Here is a 13,455-nt window from a genome sequence, read left to right as displayed (position 1 = left end):
CTGCGCCACTGGCACCCGCAGATCCGCATCTTGCCGGGGCCAGAATTGGCGCAGTGTGATGAGGCCAGCCAAACGGCGTTTTGGCAGCAGCCTTGGCGCGTGTCACCACAAAGCGATCGGATGGGCTATCGGCTGCAAGGGCCGACCTTACAACTACGCCATCCGCTGAGCCTGTTATCGCACGGGGTGCTACCCGGTTTGATCCAGTTGCCCCCCTCGGGCGCTCCCATCATTTTGCTGGCCGATGCGCAGACCACCGGCGGTTATCCGCGGATCGGTTGCGTGATTGACGCCGATCTCTGGCTGCTGGCGCAGGCTCGGCCCGGCAGTGTGTTGCAGTGTGTGCCCTGCACGGTGGCGCAGGCCCATGCCGCCCGTCGCTTGCGCCAAGCGCAGGCTTATCGCTTTGCCTATGCCCTCGCCATGGCGGATCGGGCGTGAGCGGCGGTCTTTCATCACCCTGACCAGGGTGAGCAATAGCAAGGAGCAAGTAACAATGCGCATTGATTTAAATGCCGATCTGGGCGAAGGCGGCAGCGATGATGCCGCCATCTTGGCCTGTGTCAGCTCGGTGAATATCGCCTGCGGCTGGCATGCCGGTGATAGCCACAGCCAGCGCCAAGCGATCCGCGCCGCCATGGCTCATGGGGTCTCCATCGGGGCTCATCCCAGTTATCCGGATCGGGCCAACTTTGGCCGCACTGCGATGGTGCGTGCTCCTGAGCTGGTGTTTGACGATGTGCTGTATCAAGTCGGTGGCTTGGCGGCCATGGTGCGGGCGGCTGGCGGCCGGTTGTGCCACGTCAAACCCCATGGCGCCTTGTACAACCAAGCCGCTGCGGATGGGGCACTGGCCGATGCCATTGCCGCCGCAGTGCGAGCCTTTGATCCCCACTTGCAATTGGTGGGGTTGGCGGGCAGTGAACTGATCCACGCGGCTCGGCGTCATGGCCTGCAACCGGTGGAGGAGGTCTTTGCCGACCGAGCCTATCTGGCCAGTGGCGCGCTGGCCCCGCGCCAGCAACCCGGTGCGGTGCTCGATTCGGTTGCTGCGGCGTTGGCCCAAGCGATGGGATTGGTACAAGAAGGGCACGTCACCACCCTAGAGGGCACCCGCTTAGCACTGCGAGCCGACACCGTCTGTCTCCATGGTGATGGGGCCCATGCCCTGCAATTGGCCAGTGCCCTGCGGCGTGCGCTGAGCAACAGTGGCGTGGTAGTCAGCGCCATGTCGTCTATTTCCCCCTCATCCCCAGCACGGGATGAGGCGAACTCATAGGAAGGATCAAGATGCAAGAGAGTATCAATTATTGGCCCCTGTTGGGGGTGGCGGTGGTGATCGCCGGTTTTGCCTTGCGCTTTAACCCGCTGTTGGTGGTCACCTTGGCGGGCATCGTCACGGGGCTGGCGGCCCAGATGTCGCCGGAGGCATTGCTGGCGGCGATAGGGACGGGATTTATCAAGACCCTTAATCTACCGCTGATCTTGTTGTTGCCACTGGCCATCGTCGGCTTGTTAGAGCGCCACGGTTTAAAGGAGCGGGCCCAAGGCTGGATTGCAGGGATACGCTCCGCCACCACCGGGCGTCTGCTGATGGTCTATCTGTTTGTCCGTGAAGTGTCTGCCGCCCTAGGGCTGACCAGCTTGGGTGGCCACCCACAGATGGTGCGCCCGTTGCTGGCGCCGATGGCGGAAGGGGCCGCTGAGCACCGCTACCCTCAGCTGGGTCAGCATGCTCGTCACCGGGTACGAGCCATGTCGGCGGCGACCGATAACGTCGGGCTGTTTTTTGGTGAAGATGTGTTCGTGGCGTTTGGCGCCATCATCTTGATGCACACCTTCTTGCGAGAAAATGGGGTTGAAGTGGAGCCGCTGCACATCGCCATGTGGGGCATTCCCACCGCCGTGGCGGCGTTTGTGATCCACGCTTGGCGCTTGTACCGGTTAGATCTGTGGTTGGCCCGTGACGAGGTAATCCGCCAAAGTGCTGTTCACAGTGCAACTAGTGCCGCCGCCACTAAAGCGCCGCAGCAAGGGGATCGCCCATGCTAACGGTCACCCATCTCTATTGGCTACTCGGTAGCATCTTGCTGGTGGTCGCGCTGCTCACGGCTGCCGATAGCAGCAACGCCAAGCGTTGGTCGAGCGCGCTGTTCTGGGGCAGCTACGGCGCCCTGTTTCTGGTCGGCAACCTGTTACCGCCGGCTCTGGTTGGGGTGGTGGTGATCATGATGGCGCTGCTGGCGGGGTTCGGTGGAGTGGGGGCGGGCCGCCCCGCCATGTTGCCCGAGCGAGTGCGGCGCTTTAAGGCGAAACGGTTGGGCAACTGGCTGTTTCTCCCCGCGTTGGCGATCCCGCTGCTGACCGTGCTGTTTACGCTGACGCTAAAACACCTGTCACTGTTTGGTTTACCGCTGATTGATAGCGCCAATGCCACCTTGCTAAGCCTCGGGCTTGCCTGTGTGCTGACTTTGCCGCTCGCCCTGAAACTGACCGGCGATAGCCCGCTGCAGAGCATGAAAGAGAATCGCCGTCTGCTAGAGGCGATGGGCTGGGCGGTGATGCTGCCGCAACTGTTGGCGACCTTGGGGCTGGTGTTTACCCAAGCGGGCGTGGGCAGCGCCATTGCTAGCCTAAGTAACCTCTATTTGGCGGTGGATAACAAGCTGGTGGCCGTGGCGGCCTACGCCATGGGGATGGCGTTGTTTACCATGATCATGGGCAATGCGTTCGCCGCGTTTCCGGTGATCACCGCAGGCATCGGCTTGCCAATTTTGCTTGGCCAGCACCACGGGGATGCCGCAGTGATGGCGGCGATTGGCATGTTCTCCGGCTATTGCGGTACCCTGATGACGCCGATGGCGGCCAACTTCAATATCGTGCCTGCCGCCTTGTTAGAGCTGCCAGATAAAAATGCGGTGATAAAAGTGCAATGGCAAACGGCGTTGCCGTTGCTGATGGTCAATATCGCGCTGCTTTATCTGCTGATGTTTCGTTAAGGGGAAGAGATGAAAACGATGTTGCTGACGGGGTTTGAACCCTTTGATGGTGAGCCGGTGAACCCCTCTTGGGAGTTGGTGAAAGCCCTTGATGGCACCTTGGTGACGCAGGGGGATCACCAAGCCCGCTTGGTTGCCGTGCAGCTGCCTTGTGTGTTCAGTCGCTCATTGGCCGCGTTGGATGCAGCCTTGCAGCAGCATCAACCAGATATAGTGCTGGCCGTCGGGCAGGCTGGGGGGCGCAGCGATCTGACCCTAGAGCGGGTGGCCATCAACCTGATGGATGCCCGGATCCCCGACAATGACGGGGCGCAGCCGGTCGATGTGCCGGTGCTGCCAGCAGGGCCCGCCGCCTATTTCAGCACTCTGCCTATCAAAGCCATGGTGGCGGCGATGCGCGCTGCTGGGGTGCCGGCTAGCGTGTCACAGACCGCGGGATCGTTTGTCTGTAATCAGGTGTTCTATGGGTTGCAACATCGGCTGGCAGGCAGTGAGGTGCGCGGCGGTTTTTTGCATATTCCCTACCTACCCGAACAGGTCGCGCGGCTGGCAAATGGGGCGCCCTCCTGCTCGCTAGAGACCATGACGCACGGGTTACTAGCAGCCTTGCTGGCCGCGTTAGCCACCCAGACTGATCTCGCGGTGACGGAAGGGGCCTTGCACTAAGCTGGCGCTAGGCCTCAGGGGGAGGGCTGGTTCGGGGTGAGGCCAAGGGGCACCGACTGGCGCTCAGCCAGCATCCGGATCTGCCTCTCGATGAGGCTAGCGTGGGGGCCGAGGACCAGCACCAGCTGCTGGTCATTGAGCACCACCCAAGAGAGGCAACCCAACTCCAGCAAGCGGGATTGATCGACATCGTCGATGTGGCGCACCCGCAAGCTCAGCCGAGTCAGACAGACGCTCATGGCTTGCACGTTATCCATCCCACCCAGCACCTTAAGATATTCAATCGCTAACATTTGCGGGTCTGTTGGCGCGACTCGCGCCAAGGTGGGCTGGCTGCCCGGAATCGGCTTGCTGGGCAGGCTAAGGGGGGCATACCCCAGCAACTGATAAAACAGCAGGGCATAGGCCACGAAAAATAGAATGCCCAGAGGGATCAGCCAAAAGCTGTGGGTCCCTGCTGAGTAACTCAGCAGCAGATCGAGCAGCCCAGCCGAGAAGTAACTGCCCACCTGAATACCCAACGAGCTACAGATGGCCAGCGACAGCCCTGTTAACAAGGCGTGGGTCAAAAACAACCAAGGGGCGCTAAAGGCAAACAGAAATTCGATGGGTTCGGTGATGCCAACCAATGCCGATGTCAATGCCAAGGTCAGCAGCAGTGCTCCTTGCGGCTGCCGTTGCATCCGCTGGCGATGTAGCCAGATGGCAAAGCAAGCGCCGGGCAAGCCAAACAGAATGATGGGATAGAGGCCAGCCACGTACCCCGCGTGCAGTGGCTGAGCGCTGGCCAGCGCCTGCAGGTTGGTTGCGCCCAGCCCAATCACGCTGCCCAACACCTGATGTAGCCCCAGCGGGATCAGCAATCGATTGAGAACGCCATAGCAAAATGCCCCGAATGGCGTGGTGAGTAGCTCGCTGGCAAGCAGGGTGATCCCTTGCTCCAACACTGGCCAGCCCAGCGCCAGTGGCAATGCCAACAACAGATTGACCCCAGCACCGAGCAGCAAGCAAGCCACCTCGCTGCGTGCCCAGCGCCACCGGCGGGGCAGCGGTTGTCGGCTAAGCCAAGGGTAGACAATAGCGGTGGTCAACCCCGCCAGCAGACCACAGATCATATCGCCGTGCAGGTTAGGGGCGAGCGTATCGAAGGCGGTGCTGAGTAACAGAAAGTTGACTGCCCCAGCCAGTGCTAACCCTCCTTGGCCCTGTCGGCTTAGGCCAAAGGCAATGGCCACCGCATAGATCAGCGGCATCTGGCTAAACAACGCATGGCCAGTGAGGGCAAGAGCGGCTAAGTCGAGCACATCTGGCTGACCGAGGCGGCTGAGCAGCGCCGCCATCGGCAGGATCGAAACTGGCAGCAGCAAGGCATAACCGAGGCGCTGCAGGGCCTGGGCAAGCAGTTGGCGGGTGATGTTGACAGCCATAAAGCGGCACCATTGTGTGACTTGGCGCACAGTTTATCCGCAAAACCCGATAAAGGGATAGCAATTGACACCCTAATTATTAGTGGTGCACTTATTGCTCGGCTGATGAGGTATCGTTATCGCCAGCCCATAAAAAAAGCCAGCCGGTATTTATCGGCTGGCTCTCTCACAGTTATTCGCGGATTACGCGATCAGAACTTCAGCTCATAGCTTAACTGCACGCTGCTATCGACCCCTTGGCTGCCAAAGTGCGGCTGGCTGGCTTTAACGCCAAGACCAAGGTTACCCGCTTGCTCCAGTTGGTAGCTTGCACCGACCGCGGCGTAGGGGCCGATGTCATTGCGCTTAAGCGGGCTTTGCACCGCAAACTCTTTCATGCCAGCGCCAAGGTTGAAGATGTCAGTCTGGCCCTTCAGGGTCACGGGGCTGACGTCTAAATCCAGTTCAGTACCGGCATCCAAGGTCAGGTTGACCGCTGGGGTCAGCTTGGTGCCGCCTTGCAGGCCCAGCTTGCCGATAGTGCTCTGCTCTTTGAGGGCGTCGTGATTAACGGTAAACACCAGCTTGTCACCGGCTTCGCGGTAGCCATCGCGGCGGGTAATGAAATGGGTCACCTCTGCATGAGGGGTGACGGTCCAGTCCGCCAGCTCAACACCGTAGCCAAGGCCAGAGCGCAGGGCGAGGCTCTTCACATCGGCGCTGCCTTTGCCGTGCTGCACGTTGGCCAAGCCATCGCCACGGGTAAATTCGCCCGCTTGCTCGGTGTAACCGACCGCCGCGCTGGCTTGCAGGCCAGTCTGGTCAGCCCCTTGCGAGAAGTGCAGGTAGCTACCAACGCCAACCCCGCTATCAAGGGCAGCACCACCACGGTGGGTCACCTGCTGGTTATCAAGCGCCGAGCCAAACACCGAGGCGGTGACCCCAGCGGTCAGCTGGTCAGTGATGCCGTAGCCATAAGCCAGCGCCAGCGCGGGGGCGGCTTGGTAGTCAAGCTCGCTGGGTGCGTCGGTGATTTTGCTGAGCTCGCCAGTGACCCGCAGGCACTGTCCGCCTTGGGCGCCAGCCGCACAGGCGTTATCGAGCTGGCGGCCAAGGGCTTGCTGCTGAGAGCGGAAAGCCTGCTCGGTCTGGGCAGCCAATACCGGCATGGAATCAAACAGATAGCCAAGGTCCTGCATCACCCCGCCGCTGTCGGGATTTTTCGGTTTGTCGACGGAGGGGAACTCAGGTTTTATTTCCGGCGCGACCTCGGGGATTGCCTCTGGTTTTATTGCTGGTAGGACAAGGCCTGCATGACTGTCGTGTATGCTAGCGGCGCCCGCCTGTTGGCTGATAAGTGACACACCGATGGCCAGCGCGAGTGTGCTTAGAACCATGATTTTATTGATGTTACGCATGACTAACCTCAGTCTCTCGGGCAACGTGATAGCCCGTTGATGCCATGTGGTGAGTAGGCATCAGCCATAAAAAGACGCCACAAAATATCCCCCTTGGTGGGGGTTGTGGTGATAAAAAAGGGAAATCCATCTCGACATCACTGACTGACTCCCCACTGACAACAAATCAGCTAGAGGGGGCCACAGCCCGAACGGGGGTGATGCTGCTACTTGAAAAAGGTGCGCATTATTTCAGCTATTTTTGCGGCGGTATGTAGGTGAATTCTGAATCATTCACCTGTTACATAACCGATTGTTCGATTCGGCCTCGTATAAAAAGTAGGCCCTTACAAGGGAGCTTACTGTTGTTCAATGGCGCTGTGGCTCACCAGATGTTTGATCGCCAAGGGGCCGTGGGTGAGCACGGAACGAGGGATGGCCATGCCCTATGGTCTAGCTAACGCCATCTGGTGGCGATGAGATGCGCTGATTGACGCTTAATGGATCGCGGTGGGGGTTATTGGCGTCGGCTCACTCTTTGCCACCTCTCTGCCACGGGTTGTGCTTGCGGATTTGCACAGCGCGAGGTTTACAGTGAGCTGAAATCAATTAACTCGCCGTGGCCAATATCGTAGTGAACCGTGCGGTGTGGCTGATGGAGACCCGATTTGCGCATATGATCGTCGCCATTTGCAGCAACGGTGGATGCGCGGTGGGATCGGCCATCATGGTTGGCCAAGCTGGCTAAATCGATCAATTCAGCTGCTCCGAGCTGGTAACAAAAAGCCGGTAATGGGCCCGTCTGCGTTACCTCGCTGACCCTGCTCTGGCGAGTCGCGCAGATGGGATTGGTAGTAACGATGCTGCTGTTATGCTGTTGCAGCGCGCCTAAGTCGATCATCTCGTCGAGCATAAAGTCATAGCGCAACGCACGGTCGGCCTGTTGACGAAGGCTTGATACCACAGCTAAAGCATGGCCCTTGGTCGCAGGCTGCTTGGAAGGCGCAGAGTAGCGCAAGTGGTCTTGCGACAACTCGTCACGTCTGTGCATTACGCTTTCGCTCATATCACTCTCTCATTATCCGCAATGTGACTCGCAGCGACCCGCAGGCTCACGATGGCCAGCGTCCTAGTTTTTTTGAGGTATCACGCGATGGCAGTATTTGCATCATCAAGCAGACTGCCATGACGTGATGGGCTCAAAACCGAGGCCGCTCGGCCAAACAGAGCCCCGCTGATGGGGGCTGTGGTGATCAAAAAGAGGAAATCCCTTTCGACATCGCTGATTGGCCACCACGCCTGACAATAAGTCGGATTAGGATGGCCATTGCCCAAGTGGGCTGGATGCTTCTTCCTGAAGAGGTGAGCATTATTTCAGCTATTTTGGCGTGGGTATGTAGGCGAATTCTGAATCGTCGCTGGATGACCTTATTTCTGACATCAGCAGTTGGCCCGATAAAAAAACCGCCCCCTGCTTGGCGGCAGGGAGCGGTTCAGTATGAGTCAGTGTGGTCGGTCGCGTACTCGGTGAGCAGTGCGTAGGGTACGCGTTAACCTAAGTTACAGACCCAATTTTTTATGCAGATAGTGGATGTTGGTGCCACCATGCTGGAAGTTTTCGTCTTTCATGATCTCTTTTTGCAACGGGACGTTGGTCTTGATCCCTTCCACGACTAATTCGTCTAGGGCATGACGCATCCGAGCGATGGCGATGTCACGATTTTCGCCGTAGCAGATCAGCTTACCGATCATGGAGTCATAGTAAGGCGGTACTTTGTAGCCAGCATAGATGTGAGAATCCCAGCGTACCCCTAAGCCACCTGGCGCGTGGAAGCGCTGCACCAAGCCCGGTGAAGGGGTAAAGGTGGCGGGATCTTCGGCGTTGATCCGGCACTCAATGGCATGGCCACGGATGCGGATATCTTGCTGGGTGATCGACAAAGGTTGACCGGCGGCAATACGCAGCTGCTCCTTGATGAGATCCACGCCCGTGACCATCTCGGTCACCGGATGTTCAACCTGAATCCGAGTGTTCATCTCGATGAAGTAGAATTCGCCGTTTTCGTACAGGAATTCAAAGGTGCCCGCCCCGCGGTAGCCGATCTCGATACAGGCGCGCACGCAGCGCTCGCCGATGAATCTGCGCATCTCTTCGGTAATGCCGGGCGCGGGTGCCTCTTCCACTACCTTCTGATGGCGACGCTGCATGGAGCAGTCGCGCTCACCCAGATAGAGGGCGGTGCCCTGACCATCTGCCAGTACCTGAATTTCGATGTGGCGCGGGTTTTCGAGGTACTTCTCCATGTAGACCATGTCGTTCTTGAAGAACTGGCCAGCCTCAGATTTGGTCAGGGCAATGGCGGCTGTCAGCTCAGCTTCGCTGCGCACCACTCGCATACCACGCCCACCACCACCGCCGGCGGCTTTGATGATCACTGGGTATCCAATGCGTTTGGCGATGGCCGCGTTGCGTTTAGCATCGCCATCAACAGGGCCATCAGAACCCGGCACGCAAGGGACGCCCGCTTTCTTCATGGCTTCAATGGCGGACACTTTGTCACCCATCAGGCGAATGGTCTCAGGCCGTGGGCCAATAAAGATAAAGCCGGATTTTTCCACCACTTCGGCGAAGTCGGCATTTTCAGAGAGAAAACCGTAACCGGGATGGATGGCCACGGCGCCAGTCACCTCTGCGGCCGCGATGATAGCGGGTACGTTGAGGTAGGATTCACCGCTAGCAGGTTTGCCGATGCAGATGGATTCATCTGCCAGCAGTACATGCTTAAGCTCTCGATCGGCGGTGGAGTGAACGGCCACAGTCTTGATCCCCAGCTCTTTACAGGCACGAAGGATCCGTAGGGCTATCTCCCCGCGGTTGGCGATAACTATTTTGTCCAACATGGGTGGCGTTATCCCTTATTCGATGATGAACAACGGCTCGTCAAATTCGACGGCCTGACCATTTTCAACCAGGATCGCTTTGATCACACCGGCCTTGTCAGACTCGATTTGGTTCATCATTTTCATGGCTTCAACAATGCACAGGGTGTCACCAACTTTGACCTGCTGGCCCACTTCGGCAAACGCCTTGGCTTCTGGGCTAGAAGCACGGTAAAACGAGCCGACCATCGGAGAGCGCATCAGATGACCACTTGGGGTGGCATCGGCGGCTACGGCAACCGGAGCGGCAGCCACAGGTGCCGCAACCGGAGCTGCCGCTTGCTGCATGATCATCTGCGGGGCGGCGGTCACTTGACCTGAAAAGTTGCGGCTGATGCGAACGGACTCTTCACCTTCGGAGATCTCCAGTTCGGCAATGCCTGATTCTTCAACCAGTTCAATCAGTTTTTTGATTTTGCGGATATCCATTAGCATTCTCTTTCTTCTTTATCTGATCGGTGATTATCAAGCCGCGCGCAGATGACGCACGGCCGCGGTTAAAGCAAATTGGTAGCCATCAGCCCCTAGCCCAGAAATGACACCCTTAGCGACATCAGACAGATAGGAGTGATGACGAAATGGCTCCCTGGCATGAACGTTGGACAGGTGAACCTCGATAAAGGGAATAGCCACCCCCAACAGGGCATCGCGGATGGCGACGCTGGTGTGGGTGAACGCGGCCGGATTGATGATGATAAAATCCACTTGGCCCATTGCCTGATGAATGCGAGTAACGATCTCGTGTTCTGCGTTTGATTGCAGATGTTCGAGGGTCACCCCCTGTTCGTTGGCGAATAGGGTTAGCTCGGCGACGAGCTCATCGAGGGTCTTACTGCCGTAGATGCCGGGTTCTCGTTTGCCCAGCAGATTGAGGTTGGGTCCATTGAGCAGGAGAATTCGGTGATGTTGCGACATATTGAGTTCATTCTCGATGATAATGCGGCTATCTATCAGCTATCTTGCGGGTTGTTAGCAATCTAGCTATTTTCTGGGCAAAGCGGTGTGGCCTAGCACACAGATTTGGCGATTATATTGATTTCGTGAAAATTAGCAGCATTTTACTGGTCTAATCTCTACATCTGACCCTTTTGTCATCTTTTAAGTCATAGGCTCGTCTGGGGTCAGATTACCCGCCCGCCAGAGTCATGTGGTCATATCCGAATCAGGCTAGTGAACAGGGTTTCGCAACCATTAGACCCACGGTATCTGCCATGGCGTGAAGCGGAGGTGATGCCATCATAGGCATTGGTGTTGGTTTAGCAGCCAAGGCAAGAGGGCGCTGCTGGATGTGGGGGGCACTGCGGGGTGGACAACAGCAGCGCTGCATATGCCGCTGTTGTCCACCTGATCGCGTCAACATTACTGAGCGGGTCTAACCGACGACAAGACCATGTCTGCTAGCGACAGCGTCTGATGAAGAGCAGGCATGTTCGTCGCATCGCTCAACCCGTGAGTCGTGGTGGCGCCTGATTAGTCGCGGAAGTTTTGGAATTGCATCGGTTGACCCAGCTCGGCACCACGTACCAGTGCCATGGCCTCCTGTAAATCATCACGCTTTTTGCCGGTGACGCGTACTTCATCGCCTTGAATGGCTGCTTGTACTTTGATTTTTGAATCTTTGATCAGCTTCACCAGCTTCTTGGCGATCTCTTTGTCGATCCCTTGCTTGAATTTCACGGTCAGGTGGAAGCGCTTACCAGAGTGAACCGAGTCACCGACCTCCATGGAGCTATTTTCGATGCTGCGCTTAAGCAGCGCCCCGCGCAGAATTTCAACCATCTGCTTGAGCTGGAAATCAGCGTCCGCTTCGAGCTTCACCTCTTCTTTGTTGAGTTCAAAGCTGGCTTCGATCCCACGAAAATCGAAACGGGTGGCCAGTTCACGATTGGCATTGTCTACGGCGTTCAACACTTCGTTCATTTTGACTTCAGAAACAATATCGAATGACGGCATAGCCGGGCTCCTCACGTTGCGTTATAGGGGGGCAAATCTAGCAGAATTACGGCAAATTTGCTGATTTCAATGGGGCTGCTCTGTTAGAATCGCCTGCGCAGAGGAAGGTTGGACCCGTTGGTGTCCCTGTGTGCTATTTTCACTTATCCCCGGTAACTGGTTGAGAGGATCGCAGCCCTTACCTTGATCGAGTTACACCATGCTAAGCGGATTACCCGATACCCCCCTTCAACCCCGTCAACGGTCGTGCGCGCCAGCGTGGACCCTCTTAGGCTGTGGCGCCCTAGGTGGCGTTTTTGCATCATTGTTGACGCTAGCGAGTCAACCTACGCGGGTATTACTGCGAGACCTGCATCGACCGACCTTAAATCCGAGGTTTGATTTCACCTCGCTGGAAGGCAATACCCAGCTGCTGACCGTCGATCGCAGTTTTGTCACTGATCCCGGTGAGATAGCGCGTTTGTTGGTGATGACGAAAGCCAATCAAGTGCTGGCTGCCCTCCGCCCTCTGGTGGGTGTGTTGTCACCTGACGTGCCCATCGTGCTGTTGCACAACGGCATGGGCATTGCTGAACAAGTACTGGCGCTGTTTCCTGACAATCCGATCATTGCGGGAGTGACTAGTCACGGCGCCATCAAGGCGGGTCATTTTGTATTTCGTCACACCGGCAAGGGGGAGACCTGGCTTGGCCCTATCAATGAGGCGGCTAAGGCCCATGCTGAGATTGCGACCGATCTGGCGGCTGCGATTGGGCAAGCCGGTTGGGATGAGCAGATAGTGGTACGCCAGTGGCAAAAATTAGCGATCAATTGCGCCATCAATCCATTGACGGCGCTCTACAAGTTGAAAAACGGCGAGCTAGCGAGCCCCCGTTTTACTGATGTGCTGCAACAAGTCTGTGTCGAAGTGGCGGATGTGATGCAGGCGCAAGGGTTGGCGGGGACGGCGGATGAGCTATTGCGCCGCGTGATGATGGTGATAGAGCTGACGGCGGATAACTACTCTTCCATGTATCAGGATCTCGAACTGGGCCGGGACAGCGAAATTGAGGCCATCACCGGTTTTTTACTGGCCACAGCGGCGCAGCATGGTATTGCGGCCCCGGTTAATCAAGGGCTCTATCAGGCGATGAAGGAGAAGAGCCCGGTGCTGTGAACCCGGCTGTTAGTGCAGGAGAGCATGAGATGAGCGTATTGGTGTTGGTGGCCCCCGGGTCAGAAGAGATTGAAACCGTTGCGATCGTCGATATTTTGGTGCGAGCCAAGATTGCCGTGACGTTGGCCTCCTGCTGCCCTTTGGGGCAGCGTCAGATCACCGCTTCCCGTGGTGTGCGGCTGGTAGCTGATTGCCATCTCGATGAATTAACCCAGTGTGATGTCGCCGCTATTGTGGTGCCCGGTGGGGTTGCTGGCAGTGAAGTGATCCGCGATACGCCACAGGCGATCACCTTGCTCAAGGCGCAAGCAGCTCTTGGGCGCTGGCGGGCAGCCATTTGTGCCGCACCGGTCGTTGTGCTGCAGCATCATGGCTTGCTGGGAGATGCTCACGTGACCTGTCATCCTGCGTTTCAGGCCCAGCTACCGCCAGCGCAATGTGTGAGGGCGCGGGTCGTCAGAGATGACACCCATCGCCTGATCACCAGCCAAGGGCCCGGCACTGCTATCGAGTTTGCCCTTGAACTGGTGCGGGTGCTGCGAGGAGACGAGGCGGTGCTCGCCGTCGCTGGCCCGCTGGTTTTACCGTAACGGTGGGCGATCTTGGTCGAGATGAGCAGGGCCGGGCCGGTGTGTTATTGGTGCCGCTTATCAGGCGCTGGTGATCGACTTAGTAGTCATAACGTGCGCACTGTTTCTGTTTAAACGCCTCCCGCCAGCGGGATAGTTCCTGCTCCGTGCCGAGTAAATCCCCTTGTTTGATGGCTTGTTCCAAGATGTGGATCCGATCGTAGAGCCAGCGGCACTCGGCTGTTGGGTTATCTTTGCTGCTGCTAGCCAGTGGCAATAAACAGAGTCCTAGCCAGAGATATCTCATCCAAACGCGCCTTGTGGTGATGGAGGGGGTTATATGGAGTCTATTTGTGTGCAGGTATCAAG

15 protein-coding genes are annotated in these 13,455 nt (G+C 57.5%); 7 read left to right on the top strand and 8 right to left on the bottom strand.

Features of this window, described 5'->3' with window-relative positions; all coding sequences use genetic code 11:
* From CUC53_RS14265 to pcp, 5 genes are all read left to right on the top strand, one after another.
* The coding region (locus CUC53_RS14265) for a 5-oxoprolinase subunit C family protein (protein WP_476692213.1) at nucleotides 1-441 on the top strand (441 nt) is incomplete at its 5' end.
* 55 nt (nucleotides 442-496) lie between these two features.
* Complete coding sequence (locus CUC53_RS14260) at nucleotides 497-1,279, top strand: 5-oxoprolinase subunit PxpA (protein ID WP_100294775.1); 783 nt, start codon at nucleotides 497-499, stop codon at nucleotides 1,277-1,279.
* An 11-nt stretch (nucleotides 1,280-1,290) separates the two neighbouring features.
* Nucleotides 1,291-2,052: a DUF969 domain-containing protein gene (locus CUC53_RS14255; RefSeq protein ID WP_100294774.1), complete on the top strand. Its 762-nt coding sequence runs from the start codon at nucleotides 1,291-1,293 to the stop codon at nucleotides 2,050-2,052.
* Complete coding sequence (locus CUC53_RS14250; RefSeq protein ID WP_100294773.1) at nucleotides 2,046-2,999, top strand: DUF979 domain-containing protein; 954 nt, start codon at nucleotides 2,046-2,048, stop codon at nucleotides 2,997-2,999. Before CUC53_RS14255 ends, CUC53_RS14250 begins: the two co-directional genes overlap by 7 nt.
* Nucleotides 3,000-3,008: 9 nt before the next feature.
* Complete coding sequence (pcp, locus tag CUC53_RS14245) at nucleotides 3,009-3,665, top strand: pyroglutamyl-peptidase I (protein ID WP_100294772.1); 657 nt, start codon at nucleotides 3,009-3,011, stop codon at nucleotides 3,663-3,665.
* A gap of 14 nt (nucleotides 3,666-3,679) precedes the next feature.
* On the opposite strand, the gene CUC53_RS14240 is transcribed toward pcp, so the two are convergent.
* The 7 genes from CUC53_RS14240 to CUC53_RS14210 form a co-directional block, all read right to left on the bottom strand.
* A complete protein-coding gene (locus tag CUC53_RS14240; protein ID WP_100294771.1) occupies nucleotides 3,680-5,092 on the bottom strand; it encodes a PTS transporter subunit EIIC in 1,413 nt (470 codons plus the stop codon).
* 191 nt (nucleotides 5,093-5,283) lie between these two features.
* Complete coding sequence (locus CUC53_RS14235) at nucleotides 5,284-6,489, bottom strand: autotransporter outer membrane beta-barrel domain-containing protein (RefSeq protein ID WP_100294770.1); 1,206 nt, start codon at nucleotides 6,487-6,489, stop codon at nucleotides 5,284-5,286.
* Nucleotides 6,490-7,057: 568 nt separating this feature from the next.
* Nucleotides 7,058-7,534 carry a hypothetical protein gene (locus tag CUC53_RS14230; protein ID WP_100294769.1) on the bottom strand — a complete coding sequence of 159 codons (477 nt, stop codon included), beginning with the start codon at nucleotides 7,532-7,534 and terminating at the stop codon, nucleotides 7,058-7,060.
* Nucleotides 7,535-8,028: 494 nt separating this feature from the next.
* Nucleotides 8,029-9,369 (bottom strand): acetyl-CoA carboxylase biotin carboxylase subunit, encoded by a 1,341-nt coding sequence (gene accC / locus CUC53_RS14225; protein WP_100294768.1) that lies wholly within the window; start codon nucleotides 9,367-9,369, stop codon nucleotides 8,029-8,031.
* A 15-nt stretch (nucleotides 9,370-9,384) separates the two neighbouring features.
* Entirely contained in the window at nucleotides 9,385-9,837 is a 453-nt protein-coding gene (gene accB, locus CUC53_RS14220) for an acetyl-CoA carboxylase biotin carboxyl carrier protein (RefSeq protein WP_100294767.1), read from the bottom strand.
* Between the two features lie 36 nt (nucleotides 9,838-9,873).
* Nucleotides 9,874-10,323 carry a type II 3-dehydroquinate dehydratase gene (gene aroQ / locus CUC53_RS14215; RefSeq protein WP_100294766.1) on the bottom strand — a complete coding sequence of 150 codons (450 nt, stop codon included), beginning with the start codon at nucleotides 10,321-10,323 and terminating at the stop codon, nucleotides 9,874-9,876.
* Between the two features lie 555 nt (nucleotides 10,324-10,878).
* Nucleotides 10,879-11,361 (bottom strand): YajQ family cyclic di-GMP-binding protein, encoded by a 483-nt coding sequence (locus CUC53_RS14210; protein ID WP_100294765.1) that lies wholly within the window; start codon nucleotides 11,359-11,361, stop codon nucleotides 10,879-10,881.
* A gap of 199 nt (nucleotides 11,362-11,560) precedes the next feature.
* On the opposite strand from CUC53_RS14210, the gene CUC53_RS14205 reads away from it, so the two are divergent.
* Nucleotides 11,561-12,517, top strand: a complete 957-nt coding sequence (locus CUC53_RS14205; RefSeq protein WP_100294764.1) for a ketopantoate reductase family protein — start codon at nucleotides 11,561-11,563, stop codon at nucleotides 12,515-12,517.
* Between the two features lie 29 nt (nucleotides 12,518-12,546).
* Nucleotides 12,547-13,107, top strand: coding sequence for a DJ-1 family glyoxalase III (locus CUC53_RS14200; protein WP_100294763.1), 561 nt, complete (start codon nucleotides 12,547-12,549; stop codon nucleotides 13,105-13,107).
* Between the two features lie 79 nt (nucleotides 13,108-13,186).
* On the opposite strand, the gene CUC53_RS14195 is transcribed toward CUC53_RS14200, so the two are convergent.
* Nucleotides 13,187-13,393 carry a hypothetical protein gene (locus tag CUC53_RS14195; RefSeq protein WP_100294762.1) on the bottom strand — a complete coding sequence of 69 codons (207 nt, stop codon included), beginning with the start codon at nucleotides 13,391-13,393 and terminating at the stop codon, nucleotides 13,187-13,189.
* Nucleotides 13,394-13,455: the final 62 nt, after the last annotated feature.

The organism is Aeromonas cavernicola, from assembly GCF_002795305.1.
In the GTDB taxonomy this organism is placed as follows: Bacteria; Pseudomonadota; Gammaproteobacteria; order Enterobacterales; family Aeromonadaceae; genus Aeromonas; species Aeromonas cavernicola.
This window is presented reverse-complemented; position numbering and strand designations above follow the sequence as displayed.

Coding starts and splice junctions, on each gene's coding strand:
- CUC53_RS14235 (WP_100294770.1), bottom strand. CDS start 6,489: ATGCGTAACATCAATAAAATCATGGTTCTAAGCACACTCGCGCTGGCC.
- accC (WP_100294768.1), bottom strand. CDS start 9,369: ATGTTGGACAAAATAGTTATCGCCAACCGCGGGGAGATAGCCCTACGG.
- CUC53_RS14195 (WP_100294762.1), bottom strand. CDS start 13,393: ATGAGATATCTCTGGCTAGGACTCTGTTTATTGCCACTGGCTAGCAGC.
- CUC53_RS14210 (WP_100294765.1), bottom strand. CDS start 11,361: ATGCCGTCATTCGATATTGTTTCTGAAGTCAAAATGAACGAAGTGTTG.
- CUC53_RS14200 (WP_100294763.1), top strand. CDS start 12,547: ATGAGCGTATTGGTGTTGGTGGCCCCCGGGTCAGAAGAGATTGAAACC.
- pcp (WP_100294772.1), top strand. CDS start 3,009: ATGAAAACGATGTTGCTGACGGGGTTTGAACCCTTTGATGGTGAGCCG.
- CUC53_RS14205 (WP_100294764.1), top strand. CDS start 11,561: ATGCTAAGCGGATTACCCGATACCCCCCTTCAACCCCGTCAACGGTCG.
- CUC53_RS14240 (WP_100294771.1), bottom strand. CDS start 5,092: ATGGCTGTCAACATCACCCGCCAACTGCTTGCCCAGGCCCTGCAGCGC.
- CUC53_RS14250 (WP_100294773.1), top strand. CDS start 2,046: ATGCTAACGGTCACCCATCTCTATTGGCTACTCGGTAGCATCTTGCTG.
- aroQ (WP_100294766.1), bottom strand. CDS start 10,323: ATGTCGCAACATCACCGAATTCTCCTGCTCAATGGACCCAACCTCAAT.
- accB (WP_100294767.1), bottom strand. CDS start 9,837: ATGGATATCCGCAAAATCAAAAAACTGATTGAACTGGTTGAAGAATCA.
- CUC53_RS14255 (WP_100294774.1), top strand. CDS start 1,291: ATGCAAGAGAGTATCAATTATTGGCCCCTGTTGGGGGTGGCGGTGGTG.
- CUC53_RS14230 (WP_100294769.1), bottom strand. CDS start 7,534: ATGAGCGAAAGCGTAATGCACAGACGTGACGAGTTGTCGCAAGACCAC.
- CUC53_RS14260 (WP_100294775.1), top strand. CDS start 497: ATGCGCATTGATTTAAATGCCGATCTGGGCGAAGGCGGCAGCGATGAT.